This is a genomic window from Bacillus seohaeanensis (assembly GCF_042684945.1).
In the GTDB taxonomy this organism is placed as follows: domain Bacteria; phylum Bacillota; class Bacilli; order Bacillales; family Bacillaceae_B; genus Rossellomorea; species Rossellomorea seohaeanensis.
Genome location: NZ_JBHUMF010000031.1, coordinates 199,047 through 214,235, shown reverse-complemented (window position 1 = coordinate 214,235; position 15,189 = coordinate 199,047). Strand labels below are relative to the sequence as shown.

The 15,189-nt window shown below is 35.2% G+C and carries 19 protein-coding genes; 4 read left to right on the top strand and 15 right to left on the bottom strand.

The genetic code is table 11. The features are described 5' to 3' along the window. Positions 1-2: 2 nt before the first annotated feature. The 6 genes from ACFSUL_RS14410 to tnpA all read right to left on the bottom strand — a co-directional run bounded on the left by ACFSUL_RS14410 (position 3) and on the right by tnpA (position 4,787). Positions 3-410: a PadR family transcriptional regulator gene (locus tag ACFSUL_RS14410; RefSeq protein ID WP_377936538.1), complete on the bottom strand. Its 408-nt coding sequence runs from the start codon at positions 408-410 to the stop codon at positions 3-5. After that, positions 410-946 carry a sigma-70 family RNA polymerase sigma factor gene (locus ACFSUL_RS14405; RefSeq protein ID WP_377936536.1) on the bottom strand — a complete coding sequence of 179 codons (537 nt, stop codon included), beginning with the start codon at positions 944-946 and terminating at the stop codon, positions 410-412. Before ACFSUL_RS14405 ends, ACFSUL_RS14410 begins: the two co-directional genes overlap by 1 nt. A 699-nt stretch (positions 947-1,645) precedes the next feature. Next, positions 1,646-2,194 (bottom strand): NADPH-dependent FMN reductase, encoded by a 549-nt coding sequence (locus tag ACFSUL_RS14400; protein WP_377936534.1) that lies wholly within the window; start codon positions 2,192-2,194, stop codon positions 1,646-1,648. A gap of 90 nt (positions 2,195-2,284) precedes the next feature. Beyond that, entirely contained in the window at positions 2,285-2,632 is a 348-nt protein-coding gene (locus ACFSUL_RS14395) for a hypothetical protein (RefSeq protein WP_377936532.1), read from the bottom strand. Positions 2,633-2,887: 255 nt separating this feature from the next. Continuing rightward, positions 2,888-4,372, bottom strand: a complete 1,485-nt coding sequence (locus tag ACFSUL_RS14390) for an RNA-guided endonuclease TnpB family protein (protein WP_377936530.1) — start codon at positions 4,370-4,372, stop codon at positions 2,888-2,890. 16 nt (positions 4,373-4,388) lie between these two features. After that, entirely contained in the window at positions 4,389-4,787 is a 399-nt protein-coding gene (gene tnpA, locus ACFSUL_RS14385) for an IS200/IS605 family transposase (RefSeq protein WP_377936528.1), read from the bottom strand. 575 nt (positions 4,788-5,362) lie between these two features. Between tnpA and ACFSUL_RS14380 the strand changes: the two genes are divergently transcribed. Beyond that, complete coding sequence (locus ACFSUL_RS14380; RefSeq protein ID WP_377936526.1) at positions 5,363-6,229, top strand: AraC family transcriptional regulator; 867 nt, start codon at positions 5,363-5,365, stop codon at positions 6,227-6,229. 92 nt (positions 6,230-6,321) lie between these two features. Here the strand turns inward: ACFSUL_RS14380 and ACFSUL_RS14375 are convergent, their stop codons facing one another. Next, positions 6,322-7,197: a sialate O-acetylesterase gene (locus ACFSUL_RS14375; RefSeq protein WP_377936524.1), complete on the bottom strand. Its 876-nt coding sequence runs from the start codon at positions 7,195-7,197 to the stop codon at positions 6,322-6,324. Between the two features lie 648 nt (positions 7,198-7,845). Further along, positions 7,846-8,277, bottom strand: coding sequence for a GNAT family N-acetyltransferase (locus ACFSUL_RS14370; protein WP_071412048.1), 432 nt, complete (start codon positions 8,275-8,277; stop codon positions 7,846-7,848). Between the two features lie 245 nt (positions 8,278-8,522). Between ACFSUL_RS14370 and ACFSUL_RS14365 the strand changes: the two genes are divergently transcribed. Together ACFSUL_RS14365 and ACFSUL_RS14360 are read left to right on the top strand one after the other, a co-directional pair. Then, a complete protein-coding gene (locus tag ACFSUL_RS14365; protein ID WP_377936522.1) occupies positions 8,523-8,669 on the top strand; it encodes a hypothetical protein in 147 nt (48 codons plus the stop codon). 365 nt (positions 8,670-9,034) lie between these two features. Beyond that, complete coding sequence (locus ACFSUL_RS14360; protein WP_377936520.1) at positions 9,035-9,181, top strand: hypothetical protein; 147 nt, start codon at positions 9,035-9,037, stop codon at positions 9,179-9,181. 287 nt (positions 9,182-9,468) lie between these two features. Here ACFSUL_RS14360 and ACFSUL_RS14355 read toward each other — a convergent pair whose 3' ends face one another. The 7 genes from ACFSUL_RS14355 to ACFSUL_RS14325 form a co-directional block, all read right to left on the bottom strand. Then, positions 9,469-9,813, bottom strand: coding sequence for a DUF6176 family protein (locus tag ACFSUL_RS14355; RefSeq protein ID WP_071413917.1), 345 nt, complete (start codon positions 9,811-9,813; stop codon positions 9,469-9,471). Positions 9,814-9,945: 132 nt separating this feature from the next. Beyond that, a complete protein-coding gene (locus ACFSUL_RS14350; protein WP_377936518.1) occupies positions 9,946-10,707 on the bottom strand; it encodes a class I SAM-dependent methyltransferase in 762 nt (253 codons plus the stop codon). A gap of 74 nt (positions 10,708-10,781) precedes the next feature. Continuing rightward, complete coding sequence (locus tag ACFSUL_RS14345) at positions 10,782-11,480, bottom strand: class I SAM-dependent methyltransferase (protein ID WP_377936516.1); 699 nt, start codon at positions 11,478-11,480, stop codon at positions 10,782-10,784. Positions 11,481-11,885: 405 nt separating this feature from the next. After that, positions 11,886-12,011, bottom strand: coding sequence for a hypothetical protein (locus ACFSUL_RS14340; protein ID WP_377936514.1), 126 nt, complete (start codon positions 12,009-12,011; stop codon positions 11,886-11,888). 104 nt (positions 12,012-12,115) lie between these two features. Next, positions 12,116-12,778 carry a zf-HC2 domain-containing protein gene (locus ACFSUL_RS14335; protein ID WP_071412044.1) on the bottom strand — a complete coding sequence of 221 codons (663 nt, stop codon included), beginning with the start codon at positions 12,776-12,778 and terminating at the stop codon, positions 12,116-12,118. Between the two features lie 4 nt (positions 12,779-12,782). Further along, positions 12,783-13,265, bottom strand: coding sequence for an RNA polymerase sigma factor (locus ACFSUL_RS14330; RefSeq protein ID WP_071412043.1), 483 nt, complete (start codon positions 13,263-13,265; stop codon positions 12,783-12,785). 380 nt (positions 13,266-13,645) lie between these two features. Next, positions 13,646-14,224, bottom strand: coding sequence for a 2'-5' RNA ligase family protein (locus ACFSUL_RS14325; protein ID WP_377936511.1), 579 nt, complete (start codon positions 14,222-14,224; stop codon positions 13,646-13,648). A gap of 346 nt (positions 14,225-14,570) precedes the next feature. Between ACFSUL_RS14325 and ACFSUL_RS14320 the strand changes: the two genes are divergently transcribed. Next, the gene (locus tag ACFSUL_RS14320; protein ID WP_377936509.1) at positions 14,571-15,101 is read left to right on the top strand and encodes a GNAT family N-acetyltransferase; all 531 of its coding nucleotides are present in this window, start codon (positions 14,571-14,573) and stop codon (positions 15,099-15,101) included. Positions 15,102-15,189: the final 88 nt, after the last annotated feature.

The window sequence follows — 15,189 nt, the reverse complement described above, 5'->3', positions numbered from 1 at the left end:
GGTCACTTCCCCTCCAGCAAAGCTTTTACGTAATGTTTCCTACTCTGTTTTCCGTCTTCCACCTGCTGAAGAAGTTTCTTTCCTTGATTAGAAATCTTATAAACCTTTGCTCCATTTATCCAAGACGATTCTAGAAGCCTGTCTTGCTCCATTTTATGTAAGGTGGAATAGAGAAAGCCTTGTCTTTCTTCATATTTCTTGATTCCTCTAGCACGCAGGTGTTTCAACAGTTCATGACCGGTTTTCTCCTTCAAAAGCAATTGAAGAATATGTACAAGAAGATCTTCCTTTTTTTCCTGAGAGCTCTCGATTCCTCTTTTAAGCATCTGCTTTTTTTCTTCTGTAAAAGGCATTGCCTTAAAGGCTCCTTCATCCATTACGTTTCGCAACCTTTTTAAACGATCCTCCATCACCCAATCACTAACCTTTCTTTTATCAATTGCTTTGCTCTTCTTAATCTTGTTTTCACGGTGTTTTCCCTCAGATCAAGAAACAGAGCAATTTCTTTCATGGAGCATTCCTCATAATAAAAAAGATAAATGACTTCACGATACTTTAGCGGCAGTTCAAGTACGACCTTTTCTAACTCGCGGTCTTCATCCTTCCGAATGACCTCTCCTTCAACGGAACAGCCGGAACTCATCCAATTAAAATTACGTTCCTCTTGAGGAAAGACCGTTCTCTTATACCAGCTTTTTAAATAATCTTTGCAGTGATTGATTGCCACTCTCCATATCCATGTGCGCAACGAGGCATTGCCAGCAAACGTATCTATTTTTTTATAAATCTTTATAAAAATTTCCTGAGCGAGATCATCGGCGACCTGCTCATTGCGGACATAGGAGAATACGAGCTTCCACACATCCTCCCCGTAATGGTCTATCACTTCTTCAATTGTCATAACACTACCCATTGTGTTTATCTTTGATTCTGCTATTTCGTCCACTCTATTCCCTCCCATTCTTATAGACGATGTACCTCCAGAAAAGTTTTCATTCATCGAAAAAATGGATCCCACATGGAATCCATTATAAACAGCTAGTATTGTTATCCTAATGGAACACACTTTGTACCCGTAGAATAAAAGATATTCTCACTAGCTACATAAGTCAACTACCTAGCGCTTGTTAGTGGCTAAAAATGAAAGAAAAATATCGCAAAAGTTACAAATATTAGTTATAAAGAAATAGAAAAACTAAAACCATCACGTTAGTGTAAAAGCATTGCTAGTTTTTCAGATTTCCTAAAATACAAAAAAGCTTGTAGAACGAGACCACTCCCTACAAACTTTTTAGAAACATTAGCAGTTTACTAACTATCGTGAACGAAAAATTGCTTCTTTCTCCAAACTAATTAAGTAAGCTTTTCACCTGAAATACTGGAAGAGACGCTATGCAAAGAATCCTACTCTCCGCCGGAAAACGCAATAACCGGATACTTTTTCGAGGAAAGCTTTTTATTGATTTCAGCAATCGAGAGACTTTCCTTATGGAGATGTTTCACTTCCCCACAAAGGTTCTCAACATATCCACCTTTTGCTTCATCACCTTTCTTCCATTCTTTATGTACCTAGCATAGCAGCAAAACATAGGTTCAGCATCATAGGAGAGCAATGTTCGATTCGATCGTATTAGCTCTTGTTTATTTATACTGATTTTACAAAATCCACAAACGCATCTACTTTACTATCCAAGAAATTAAGCGTTCCTTCATCGACTAACTGCCCTGTTGGCTCATCGAATTTTTGATTGGCAAAACCAATTAGTACTTCATTTCCTCCTGGTGGAAGGACCTTAGCCTGAATACCGGGAGCCCCTAAAATTTCACGCAAATGCATTTGAGCACGGACTGTTCCGAGCATTCCAGGGGTTGCGCCTAAAGTCATTACTGGTTTCCCAATGAATACTTTGTCCACCCTAGAAGCCCAATCTAAAGCGTTCTTTAAAACACCAGGCACAGACCAATTATATTCTGGCGTGATAATAATAACCCCATCAGCCTGTGAAACCGTCTCTTTCCATTCCTTTACAGGCTGCGGTGGGTTGTTTTCTTCATCTTGGTCAAAATGAGGCAAAGAACGGATGTCGGCAATGTTAATGTTTAATTTTCCCTTATATCGTTCTTGCATTGTTTTAGCTAGTTTCATATTATAAGACTCTTTCCTTACACTTCCTACAATAGTAACGATGTTCATTACGTATTCCTCCTAACGAATTGCTAATTATTTTTGAAATCAACTTTTGCAGTTCAACTAACTGTTCCTCAGCTATTCCATTAGAATAGCTCATACTGCATATTCTTTGAATGAAAAGCAGAAGAGCTTACGAATAATCCTTCCTTTATCACCAATAAGCAAGAACCAGGATTCCCCAACATAAAAAGGGTTGGTAATAATGTTATTGATAATGTAGGATATATTGTCATTTGCTTTTTGACTTTCAATTTTAGTTTTACAAGATAGGGACAACACAAAATATGTTTTATCTTCCTCGAGTTCGAGTAGTTGAAGGTGATAAACTCCTTTCTGCGTATGATTGAATTCTTCTAATACCTTTTCAATACTTTTTTCTATGTCTACCTCATATTTAATTGCTTCTTCCCAATTTGATATCCGTGAATCGTACAGGGACAACCTGACAACTCCCACAGCTAAAGCAGTGGGGTTCTAGGGTATAATGGCAAACTGTTGCCTAGTACACTTCTCCAAGGTACCCTTATCTTTCCTTGCCGAAAGAGTTTCTACCGAAGCACTGGTGTACATTCTCCTAGAACATTAACGGACGTATTGCGTATAGCAAGGCACTTCCCCAAGCAGGCGCTAGACACCCCTTGTGTGCTTTTCACTCCGACTTCTCTTGGGCGTTGTCACGACCAATCAGATTTGTGTTTATGCGACAAACCAACGCAATGTTTTACTAGACAATTGTTTTAGACGTACAATCTCACGATTATGCAGTTCAACAAAATTGTCCCACCCAGCGTTGCATAAATCCACGTCAACGGAATGGAGCGTTTTCGTCGTATTTCCGATTAAGAAAGCACTATATAAATCACGTTGGACACAAAATTCTCCAAAATCATTCCAACGTTCTGAAAGCTGCTTCTTCGTATATTTACCAGTCAGATGATTGAACTGACTAGCCTTTATAGCATAGGTATCTATTTTCTTGATTGACCGCCCTTGATAACCAAGTTTTCGGTCAATAATCGTTAGTAGCATAGCAGGAGCATGATTAGCGATTGATTTACCAAACCGTTTCTTAGGGTTAATCTTACCGTTCTTCTTATTTCGGGTCGTTTTCTTCGCTCGTTTTTGTAGCGATTGAAATCGCATCGTTTCCACTCGAATATCAGAACCAAGCGCTAAGATTTCGTTGGCTACCTTCTCATGCGACTGTTTTCGTTTAACAACGATTTTACGATATAGCTCTTTACGTTCATGGCGAAGTTTGCTATAACGGTTGGAATACATCCACGTCTTTCTACCTTTTTTAGGAGTACCGTTCTCATTATAGTTTTGAGGGTTGGTGGCACGCTTGGATCTGTCCATCGCTCGCTGAATACGACGAAGTTTCTTCTCATCCGCATTGCATTCTGGAGCTAGTTCTTGAAGTTGTACGGTTTCATCACTACTAATTGCGATTGTAGATGAACCAATGTCGATACCTACACGTTTCGTTTCATCATCAGCTATCTTACGATTTGGTTTTGTTGGCGGATATCCTTCTTGAATGAGTTGGACAAAGTAGCGAACCTTGCCACGCACTTCACGCTTCATGATACGTATGTACTTTGTCTTGTCCATTAAGGCTAGGTGTGCATATTTATCATGGGCTTTTGGTTCAACCGACATACAAAGCCAGTTCTTGGGGTTTGGACGCTTCCTTGTTGGCTTGTCGCCCCAAAGAATGTTGCCATCCGCATACCGCAAACCCGTAGTATTTGATTTATTCTCAACGGAAATACCATCACCAAACGCCTTAAAATGCACTTTTTTTGCTTTTCTAAAATGTAGTTTCTCCACTGCTTGAAAAGCCCTTGTAGCCAGTTTTTGTGCTTCAAAGCTACCGATACTTTCTTTAAATTTTCGTTGAGCAGGTTTGACGAAATCGTGCAAACCATATTCAGAAAAGCCATAGGCTAAACGTATGTCTGATAACTGTTTGTTCCGTTCTTTGGATTTCGGTTCACAAAGCAAAGCACGATACTCTTTATCCGCTTTTACACGCTTATGACGTTTGAGAGCCTCACCTAGGCAAGAATTGTAGACGTTCCGAGCAATCTTGAATTTCTTTTCCAAACGGTGTTGTTGCCAAACAGGAATATTTAGTGAAAGTTCGAGTGTATAAGTCGGTGTACTCTTTCTTGCCATAGGTATCATCTCCTTTCTAGTTACGCTTTTTCTGATTTTCAATGTATTGTTTTATCGTTTCACTAGAAACATTGCCAACAGTGGATACAAAATAAGAAAGCGTCCACAAACTTGGCAAGTGTTGTAGATGCGGAAACTCTTCACGCAATTGTTTCGATGTCACTCCTTTAATTCTTTCCATAATGTTGGCAGGGCTTAATGTTGGCGGTGCGTTTAGAAACATGTGTGCATGATCTTTGTCACACTCTAAAGCGACAACGTTGATCTCTAATGGTTCACATACTTCATACACCATTTCCTTAAACCTCTGTTCTACGTTTGTATCAAGAAAAATCTTTCTTCTGTATTGAGGACAAAACACGAAGTGATAGTTAATTAATGACACGGTTGTTTTTGTTCGTCTATATTCTTCCATATTTTCATTTTATCAGTATATTAATAATATTGTAATAACTTAATCGAAAAAGATAGTGATACTTTCAAATGTTTGAAGCACCACAAACCTTGCGATTTTACGTGGTACTCCGCATTTCCCCTCACTATCATCCCATGTCTAAAGACGGGCTAACGCTCTGCATGGGCTTTCTCGTTCGGAAAATCTGTAAATAATAAAGTCCTTATAGTCTGCAAAAAAATTCCCATTCATATTACTTACCTTCCTTCTTTAAAATGGCATAGTTTTAAATACGTGACAAAAGTGAAGACTAACTAGTTAGTTCTCTTTTTTAGACACTAAACCCTTTCTCAAAAGTGAAATTTCGATAAAAATCTTTATATTCAGACATTTAAAGGGATATGGAGATGATTAACCAGGATTTTCTAGTCTATTTACTAGAACAGTGTAATCAATAAGAAAGAAGACCGACTTAATGGAGTCGGCCTTTAGCATTTCCATATAACCTTATTTAACAATACGATATTTTTCTATTAAAAATGTCGAGTACTTTTATATTTGCTTTGCTATTATGGATTCATGAAAGGAGGGATATGGTGTTAAAAGAATTAAACCAAGTGATTGACTATATTGACGTTCATTTAACTGATGACTTGTCTCTTGAAAACATTTCTGATTATGCTGGGGTTTCCGACTATCACTTTAGAACCGTATTTTTTCATCTTTCCGGGATGACACTAAATGAGTATGTAAAAAACAGGAAACTGTCTGAAGCAAATAAGGATTTATTAAGTGGAGAAAAGGTAACGGATGTTGCTTTTAAATATGGTTATCAGTCAGTAGACGGTTTTACAAGGGCATTTAAAAAATGGTGTGGTTTTTTACCCTCAGATGTAACCAAAAAAAGGATAAGCAAATCATTTCCTAAACTTTCATTCGTCATTACTGTAAAAGGAGGAATTTCTATGGAATTTAGAATTGAAGACAAACCAGCTTTTCATTTAGTTGGTGTAAGTAAACGTGTCCCTATACAATTTGAAGGGGTAAATAATGAAATTGTGAAGCTTGCAGAAAGCATAACGGAAGAACAAAGAAAAGAAATGCATTCTCTACAAAATATTGAGCCTTATGAAATTGTTAATGCTTCTTATAATGCTGACGCAAATTTCCTAAAAGAAGAAGGGAATTTAACTCACTTAATAGGGGTTTTAACGACTGAAAATCAAGTAAGTGATCAATTAGATAAAGTACCAGTCGAAGCATGCACGTGGGCCATATTCCCAAATGAAGGACCATTTCCATCTACGCTACAAGAAACAATGGCCAAAACATATTCAGAATGGCTTCCCACTTCCGATTATGAAATAATCCCTGCTCCTAGCTTTTCTTTCACTAAAATGGATGAGAATAAAAAGGGGTATGCCTATAGTGAAATTTGGATTCCTGTTCGGAAGAAAAAATAGACAGAAAATCATTATCTATGAAGAGCAACGCTGATCATTCAGCGTTGCTTTTTTTGGATTGTTGCACCCGTTTAGTTGAAGAAACTTTATACTCATTCCTTTGTTTTATCTCTTTTTAAATTCTTCATATTATTAATATCAGAGACATTAGTAGAAAACTCCTCAAAACTCAATTGTCCTAAGGCAAACTTCATACTTTGAACAAATATACGTTCATTTTTAGTTAGTTCCCGTTTTGCTTCCTTTTCAATCCATCCATGCTCTATGTCCAAACTATCTAAAACATGCGTTTGTTTTGAAAAAGCTTCATAGTATCTTAACCCAAATTTTCGTTGAGAGATAGCATCAATATGAATGCCATCTGGATTTGCTGTTAAGCCTTTTGATGTGACAAAATAGCAATTTTTTTCGGTATGAGCAACCTTAGATAATATCTGGTTTATTTGTTTATATTCTACAGCGCTTTTTCCAAATCCGACCTCTCCAAGGTAATGTCCCAACTCACCGATAATAATGGGGATGTCTGGTGCATTCAATTTTTCTCTCAAATGTTTAAATAATGAAAGCAGTTTATCTTCATATGTCTTATAACATCCTCCATAACTGTCACTTTCTCCTTGATGCCATAGAATTCCCACTATTTCACTTGTTTCCATAGCAAATTTTGCTTCAGAAATCGCATGTCTTGTTAATAGTCCATCCATTGTCCACTCATCAATAGAGCTTCCTCCCTCGGCACATGCTATGATCCCAATGGACTCCCCCGGATGATCCTCTGTCCAAGCCTGGGCAAAAGAAGCTGCCGGCCCAACACCAGACACGTGACGATCAAAATTAAGTGGTTCCACCATCATTTGCCATCTACCGTTTCGCAACATGTTTATGCGCTCATTATATATCGGCGGTACATCCTCAATAAATCCTCTGCCTGCCATATTTGATTGTCCAATTAATAATATAGATTTCATAGAAAAACCTTCTTTCTTTGTTTGCAACGGTCTAAGTAGACTAAATAGGATTAAGACTATAGCTTAATTAGACTTTTTTTGTCAAGTCGATTTTGTCTTTATTCAACTAATTGGTCGGTTAGTTGAAAAGCGAAAATATGGGGGACGGTTCGTTCCAGCGCTTCCCCCGGATCTTTCCAATCTGTTTAATAGAAACGAAGTATCCATTCTCCTAATCAATGAAGTTGGTTTTCCTATAATAGTGACACTTTACCTTGCCGTTCAGCTGATTCAGGGGTTGCCAGAACTGTCTTACTTCGTTATAAGGATTGGATTCCCTAGCGAATAACCGCTATGCATATATGATGGTGGGAAAATTCCCGTTAGATGAATCAAATATAAATAAATTGTACACGAAGTTATTCTATGAAATGGGCCAATAACAAAAAGACATGCTTTTATACACTAAGTAGTTCCGATAACGTGGAGAAAATGCGAAAAAATGGTAGGAAAAACAAACTAATTAGCAACCATCATCACACATTAAATAGCAAGGTAATCAGGAAGAAAGAAGACCGACTTAATGGAGGCGATCTTTAGTACTTCTATATAATATTATCTTTCACTAACGCACCTAGTAGTTTAAGTGTAGTTTTTCGCAGTTTTAATTTAGATGATACTTTTAGCGAATCCTATACTTTTTTCTATATAACCCCTATTCTTGTAAAAATTATGTGCATTAATTCTCTCTGATCGGTTACCACTATTTAATCCAATCCCATTTGCACCAATTTTTCTTGCCCACATTTCTGCTTCTTCTAATAGTTTTTTTCCGATTCCTTGATTACGGTAATTTGAATCTACAACAAGAGCTACAATCCGAACATAGAAGCCATCCATTTCATAATAAAATCCCTTAACCAAACCTATCATTCCAACAATTTTGCCATCATATGCGGCTAAAAAAGTTTTATAATCAGGATTGGATTCAATATTAATAAAACGTTTTTTCATATTTTCAATTGTGGTAGGGTATCCAAGATGCTCCATTAGTCTAGTTAATTCAACAATATCATTCATTGTTGCTTCTCTAATTTCCATTTCAACTCTCCCCTATATAAAAAGCTTTTTTATTTAAGTCATCCAATAAATAGTGATTACCTTCTTGAATTAATGTGCTCGTTAATTCAATACCGATTAGAGTTGCCAAAACGACAACTTATGTGCCTAGTGTATTACTCCTATTATTTTCAGTACAGTTTTGCACAACCTTTTTTAAATTAATTTTCCATTTTCATTTTAATAGTAAAAATTGGACATATTATCGGTAGGAGGTGATAAATAAGGTGGCTAACAAAAAGAAAACTTCCAAAGACACAGAAAAATACAGTACAGTAGATAATGGATATAAAAACGATCGACACAATAATAATGCTAGGGCAGCAGCAGCTCTTGAACCAGAATACCCAAGAATCAATACAGATAACCTTTAACAGTAGTATATCGGTTTATTTTTCATAGCAAGCCAAATTACTAACAACAGTTCCCTTGTTATTCAGAAAATATGGATGATACTATTCCTTCGTTACAAATTCATATCATATGGCTGTAGGTTTCCTGGATACGAACCAACCACCATTTCCATTCGATTCCCTAATTATGCACGGATCGGTGCTTTCCATTCCAGGTTTCTTCTCCTTTAGTCTAAATGACTAGGGGTGACTGATATTTTCAGGAAGCTCCCCCGTTAATTGAGTAATGACTCAAGAAAGTTTCCAAGCTGGAATTAGAGAATGGAAATTAAAAAAATAACTCATAGGTATATGTATAATTGTGTATATTGCAAGAGTAACCATATATGTCAGAAACCATTGAGGAACAGCAACGTTTAGGAATGAGTAGAGTAAAAGCATTCCTACTGGAAATGGAACTAATACTATTAACCACATTGGACTTCCCAACTTTTCAGTTAAAGCACCTAGCGAAACAACAGAAAAGCCAATAATTAACGCTTGCCAAAAAGGCAATCCATTTCTAAGAATTAAACTGGCTATGTAATAAGAAAAACCATTCAACGATATTGCCAGAAGAAAATCAAAAAGATATTTCATCTAATCTCTCCCCTTTTTCATTCTAATAAAACTCCTTAATAATATGGGTTAAGAAATATTCCATTTAGCTGCCTTTAACTTAATACCAATTATTTCAAAAAGTAATAGCCCTTACAATGATTTTTTCAGCAAAAAAGCGCGATATTAAATTATCGCGCCCGTTTGTTGAAGAACGTCTTGCTTATTCCATTACATTACGAATGGTATCTGGTATCATAACTACTTTTGTTTCTAAGTCAACGTGTGGGATTTCTTCATCAATACATTCATACCAGTATTCAAGATGTTTCTTATCTACTTCGTGGCGCGATTCCTCAACATTATTTCCACCTTCATCTTGGACTGAAAACCAGTATAGATACTCATTTTCTGCATCCTTTTCTCGAAAAATGGACTCTACATACATTTTTTCATCTTTTAAAGTTAAGAGTACCTGTTCCATATGTTGATTTAAAAAATTCATCCATTCATCAACTACTTCTGTTTTACCCTTTTTAACTTTAAACTTAGATAACTCAACATTTATCGCCACAAACTCAAATCCTTTCTTTATTAGCTTCTTCAAGTAAACTGTCCAATAATTAAAAATGGGCAATAGCTGGTGGTCAATTAGCTGATCTTCTGTTATTGCCCCCTTTAGTGGAAGATTAACAAACCCTCATTTCACACAAATAATAGAAAACATACGTTGGTGAACCTTTATTCTTTGTCCTTCATAATTCTTCTTTAATAGACAGTCTAATTCCTTATCAAATTTCTGCACTTCTTCAAATGAAAGACTTCCACCAACTTCGGCTTCCGTTCTCATACGACCTCTCCACTCTTCATGCTTCATACTGTTTATTGTGTCAAAAGTAAACGTTTCAATATTGCGGAAGCCAACATGATATAATTCATCTATCCAGTCGGGATATAACCGTTGACTGGATAAAGTGCTCTTACCCTTATTATGCTTTGCAACTAGACTTTTGGTTTGTGTGACAACATCATCCTTCATGGGAAAATGTTCAAAATGGGCAACAACAAATTTTCCACCTTTTTTTAGCACACGAATCACCTCACGTGATGTTTGTAAGGTTGGAAGTACATTCCAGCAATGAACTGCCATTACATTATCAAAATATTCATTTGTAAATGGTAATTCGGTAACATCTCCTAATATGTATTCTATTTCACGACCCATATTCCCAGTAGATTTTGCTTCATTAATCAATTCACAGGAATTATCAATGCCTGTTACAATACAATTTTTCGCCGCCAAATCTCTTGCAACTAAGCCGTTAGACGTGGCTATATCGAGTATCTTCTGATTTGGTAAACCTACCCCATATGAACTCTCTAATATTTCATAAAATTTCTTAGGATAACCTGTTCGGTATTTACTAAAATCTTTTGCTACATTATCAAAAAGGTTTGCCATAATAACTCCTTTTTTCATTTAATGAATACACAGGGATCGATAACTCCCTTCAATGTACCTTATCTTCTGAACTTCTATTTTTGAAATAATGCAGTTAATAAACCTGCTACACCAAAAACATTAGGTTGCGTGACTTCCTTCATATTACGAATTTCTATTGCTTTAAAATCCTTGAAAATTGAACGTAACATATCCTCCGAGTATCCTAGTCCACCTTTTAGACTTTGTTGTTTATAAACTTCCAAATCCGTAATATTTGCTCCGCCTAATTCCCCACCAGGTAAAAAACACGTTAAACCAAAATAACCACCTGGCTTTAATGCTTTTTCCACTAAATTAATATAACTTATTCTTCTATGGGGAGGAATATGGTGTAAGCAACCAGAGTCATAAACAATGTCATAGGAATCTGGTTCCACTTCTAGCTTAAAGATATTTTCTTTTTTGAAGTTAATTTCTACATTTTCTTCAGATCCTCGTTCCTTTGCCCAATCAAGGGACTCTTGTGATAGATCAATTGCATCTACTTTGCAACCTTGCTTAGCAAAATAGATAGCGTTTCGACCAGGACCACACCCTAATTCAAGAACTCTTCCTGGTCTTACTAGATTGCAATCAAAATAGCTAACTAAATTTTCATCAGGTACGTTTGCAAAAAAGGGGACTCTCTTTTCACGTTCAGAATAAAAATCATCCCAGAAACCAGTTGGTTCACGGAATAGCGAATCTAACATTTCCATTAAATCCTCATAATTAGCGATAACTTCTCTCATAAACAGCAACCTCTTTCAGTAATTTTTTTCCACTATTCTATTTTACTAAATATTACAATCCCCTTTGTTAAGTCACCATTAAAAACAAATTACATGTCGATTGGTTAAATCCCATAAACACGTACAAAAACCACACTTCAACATCTTTTATTACGCGTTTAAGAGCTGCTACCGTACCTTTAATATCGTTTATACATCCTCACCATAAAACCTTCCTGCACTCAGTTAGAAACCGTTTAAAAGATATCACTTTTTTATTTATCACGTTACTTTATTACAAAGGTTACAAAAAGGTTACAAGTAAACATTTAGGGATAAACAACGAGAATGTAACATTTGAATTAATACAAAAAGGAACTTGAATAACCAAGCCCCTTTCCTAAAAATCTTGTACTTTTATTAAACTCAAGCCCAGTTAATTGGAACACTATCTGATGTACCAATGGCTCTTCCAATCGTAAGATAACTTTCCGTACCTTCTTTATATCGCCTAATTACCGCTAGCTTCTCTTCTATAGAAAATTTAGCCATAAAAAACTACACCTCCAATTGTTAGATTGTGTCCAACAATGGGGGTGCAGTTCATATTAGGGATAAGCGTCCGTTTGCGGTATAACTTCTATCCTATTTCTAAATCATTCAGCATCGTTATTTTTATTATATAAATTTTTTATAGGGATTACATCAGTTTTATCTTTATACTGTATAGTCACCTTATCTTCATCGGTTAGTTTCTTTTTCTTTCCATTATACAGTAATAATGTGTTTTCATCTGCAAATGTAAAGGAAATGCCACTCCCATCTTTTAGGAGTTTTGCTGGGGTAGAGAAATCGTTCCTTTTTTCATACACGAATATAGTATCTGTATATCCTTCCTCTGTTTTTGCATCTGTTAAAATTATATAATGATTGTCCTTTTTTGCTTTGAATAAGAGTGTGGTCATCGTGCCTTGGTTCTGAATCTTTGTTTCAACATTACTGGAATTTGTTAACCACATGTTTACAAAAACGAAGTAATAAGCAATTATCAGAACAAGAAACATTACTAGTAGTGATGATACGATAACTAAGATCTTTTTTCTATTTTTGGAGCGTACCTTTTTGAAATAATCAATGTTCCTTTTATCCTTTCTTCTCTCATTTTCATCTTCTGAAAATAAATCTCCCTTCATTTTGTTTAAATAGTCTCGGCATTCTTCACATTGATCCATATGTTTTTCTATCTGTTCGTTTGTTTCTTCACTTGTTAATTTATCAATATAAGCAGGAGCCAAATCCTTAAATACACTATGCCTCATAACCTTACTCACCCTTTCTGAGTTCAAGTTTTGCTCTATAAAAAGTCACCCTTGCCCAGTTTTCTGTCCTTTCAAAGATTGAACCAATTTCTTTGAACGATAAATCACCCAGCAATCTTAAATAAAGTATTTCTCGTTTATCCCCACTTAGTTGATGAGCCTTTTTAAAAAACATAACTTTATCTTCGTTTTTTATATACTCCTCTTCCAAATCGTAATATGCTGTGTTTTCACTTTTTAGTGAGTCCTTCAATTGTTGTTTTTTATTTTTTTGGTTTAATTCTTGTAGCCAAACATTTTTAGCAATTGCACAAAGCCACGTGGAAAATTTGGCTTTACCATTATCGTTAAAGTTATTAATGGATTTAATCGCTTGATAAAATGTTTCTTGAGTTAACTCCTCTGCTAAATCAAGGTTGTTTGTCAAAGTTAACAAGTATTTAAAAATAAAATCCCCATAATCTTGGTATATATTGTCCTTATTCACTGCCACCCTCCCTCTTCCGTCTGGCCATTCACCTATGTATCACAAAATTATTGATTTTGTTACAACAATTTAATAAAAAAACTGCATCTTTGTAACAGATGCAGATATCCACTTATGCAATTAAACGGCCCGTTTATGGAGCAAGAAAAACCCTGCATATTAACGCAGAGTTTATAATCTATCTTTATTTTAAATGATCAATCATTTTTATAAAACTACACGGTCACCATTTTTTGTATTTTGAGTCAAAGAGTTTTTTCAAGTAAAGGACTTTTTTAAATGAAACAGCGAAGATGAATTGGGACTAGGGACCTGTCCCTAGTCCCACCATAGCTGGTTTTGTTCAATAACATTCCTCTTTTACTTTAAAATGGAGAAGTCTATAAAAAAGCCTCAGTTTTAAGAGAGTAATTACTCAAAGGGATATCTAAATACCTATCATATCTGAGCTTTTCAATGTTTAGTTCATAAATTCTAATAAAATTCACTTGAAAATTAGGAAAAGGTGTCAATTCTTTTTCTGCTAATTTTTCCATATCTTTTAGTTCTTGCTTTGATAGCCCAGAAGAAATGCTAACACCGTCATGTTCTTTTCCCAATGTTAAGTGGGGTACAAAGTCATCAAGCTCAAAATACTTCTTTATTAAGTCGTCTGATGGCGAAATTTCTTGTACTATTTTTTGATGTAAGTTGTGTAATTCTTTTGAGTTAACACTCAAATATAAAATGTTATCTCCAAAATACATTGGTTTATCTAATGATACTTGAAAGGGTTGAAATTTTTCACAAACTTTTTGTACTTTGTCTATCCACTTTTTATCTGGGGTTAATCCCCCTTGTGCTTTCAAAGTTATATGTGGCTCTACACCTAAATGGTTTACCCATCTTCTTTGAAAATGCTCAATCTGTTCCAAATATTCTTCTGGCGGGACAATTCCAATAAAATACTCGAATTTCATTATTCTCATTCCTCTACTAGTCATAAAGTTTTACCATTAAATCCTTACTCCACATTACTGCCTTTTAATTGATGTACTAACTTTTTTCTATTTAGGATACCTAAAACCCTTTATATCAAGAAAATTACCACATACAAAAAAGAACGCCATCTTATTCGAGGATAGCACCCATTTGTGGAATATCTTTTCTATTGAATAATACCCTTGTACTGTGCAGCAGGCCTAATAAATCTTTTAAATATAGCAGAAAGCTTGTATAATTTTGTTATCTTTATATGGAAGGACTGAACTATGCGCAGATATCAATATCTTGACCCCAAAATAACAACATAATGGAGGGAAAATATTGATTACAGACCTAAGCACGAAAAGATTAATGTTAAGAAAAATGCAGCTATCAGACTCGGATAGCTTATTTCAAATTTGGTCTAACCCAGAAGTAACTAGATTTATGAGTATTGATAGGTTCACTGATGAAAAACAAGCAAAAGAAATGATTTTATTATTTGATGAACTATCTAAAGGAGACACTGCAATTCGTTACTCGATAATTGAGTTAGAATCAAATAAAATTATTGGCTCTTGTGGTTATAATATTTTAGATTTCGAAAATGCAAAAACCGAAATTGGTTACGAAATTAATAAACATTATTGGGGCAAAGGATATGCTCCTGAAGCTATTACTTGTTTAATAAAGCATGCTTTTAACGATTTAAAACTTAACCGAATAGAAGCAAAAGTAGAACCTGAAAATATTAACTCAATTAAAGTTCTTAGAAAATTAAATTTCCTCTTTGAAGGAACCATGAGAAAAGTGGAAAGATCAAAAGGACGCTTTATTGATCTCAATCTATATTCGTTGTTAGCAACAGATTAAACCAGAGAATATGATCAAAATTTCCACACTATAAAACACAAACGAATAACTTGACAAAAAAATATATTTATGCTATAATTTACAATTA

What these genes read in the sequence shown, in the direction of transcription:
- ACFSUL_RS14325 (WP_377936511.1), bottom strand. Translation starts at nt 14,224, where the DNA reads ATGAAATTCGAGTATTTTATTGGAATTGTCCCGCCAGAAGAATATTTG.
- ACFSUL_RS14340 (WP_377936514.1), bottom strand. Translation starts at nt 12,011, where the DNA reads ATGGCTAAATTTTCTATAGAAGAGAAGCTAGCGGTAATTAGGCGATAT.
- ACFSUL_RS14360 (WP_377936520.1), top strand. Translation starts at nt 9,035, where the DNA reads ATGTCAGAAACCATTGAGGAACAGCAACGTTTAGGAATGAGTAGAGTA.
- ACFSUL_RS14400 (WP_377936534.1), bottom strand. Translation starts at nt 2,194, where the DNA reads ATGAACATCGTTACTATTGTAGGAAGTGTAAGGAAAGAGTCTTATAAT.
- ACFSUL_RS14335 (WP_071412044.1), bottom strand. Translation starts at nt 12,778, where the DNA reads ATGAGGCATAGTGTATTTAAGGATTTGGCTCCTGCTTATATTGATAAA.
- tnpA (WP_377936528.1), bottom strand. Translation starts at nt 4,787, where the DNA reads ATGGAAGAATATAGACGAACAAAAACAACCGTGTCATTAATTAACTAT.
- ACFSUL_RS14370 (WP_071412048.1), bottom strand. Translation starts at nt 8,277, where the DNA reads ATGGAAATTAGAGAAGCAACAATGAATGATATTGTTGAATTAACTAGA.
- ACFSUL_RS14410 (WP_377936538.1), bottom strand. Translation starts at nt 410, where the DNA reads ATGGAGGATCGTTTAAAAAGGTTGCGAAACGTAATGGATGAAGGAGCC.
- ACFSUL_RS14390 (WP_377936530.1), bottom strand. Translation starts at nt 4,372, where the DNA reads ATGGCAAGAAAGAGTACACCGACTTATACACTCGAACTTTCACTAAAT.
- ACFSUL_RS14345 (WP_377936516.1), bottom strand. Translation starts at nt 11,480, where the DNA reads ATGAGAGAAGTTATCGCTAATTATGAGGATTTAATGGAAATGTTAGAT.
- ACFSUL_RS14350 (WP_377936518.1), bottom strand. Translation starts at nt 10,707, where the DNA reads ATGGCAAACCTTTTTGATAATGTAGCAAAAGATTTTAGTAAATACCGA.
- ACFSUL_RS14375 (WP_377936524.1), bottom strand. Translation starts at nt 7,197, where the DNA reads ATGAAATCTATATTATTAATTGGACAATCAAATATGGCAGGCAGAGGA.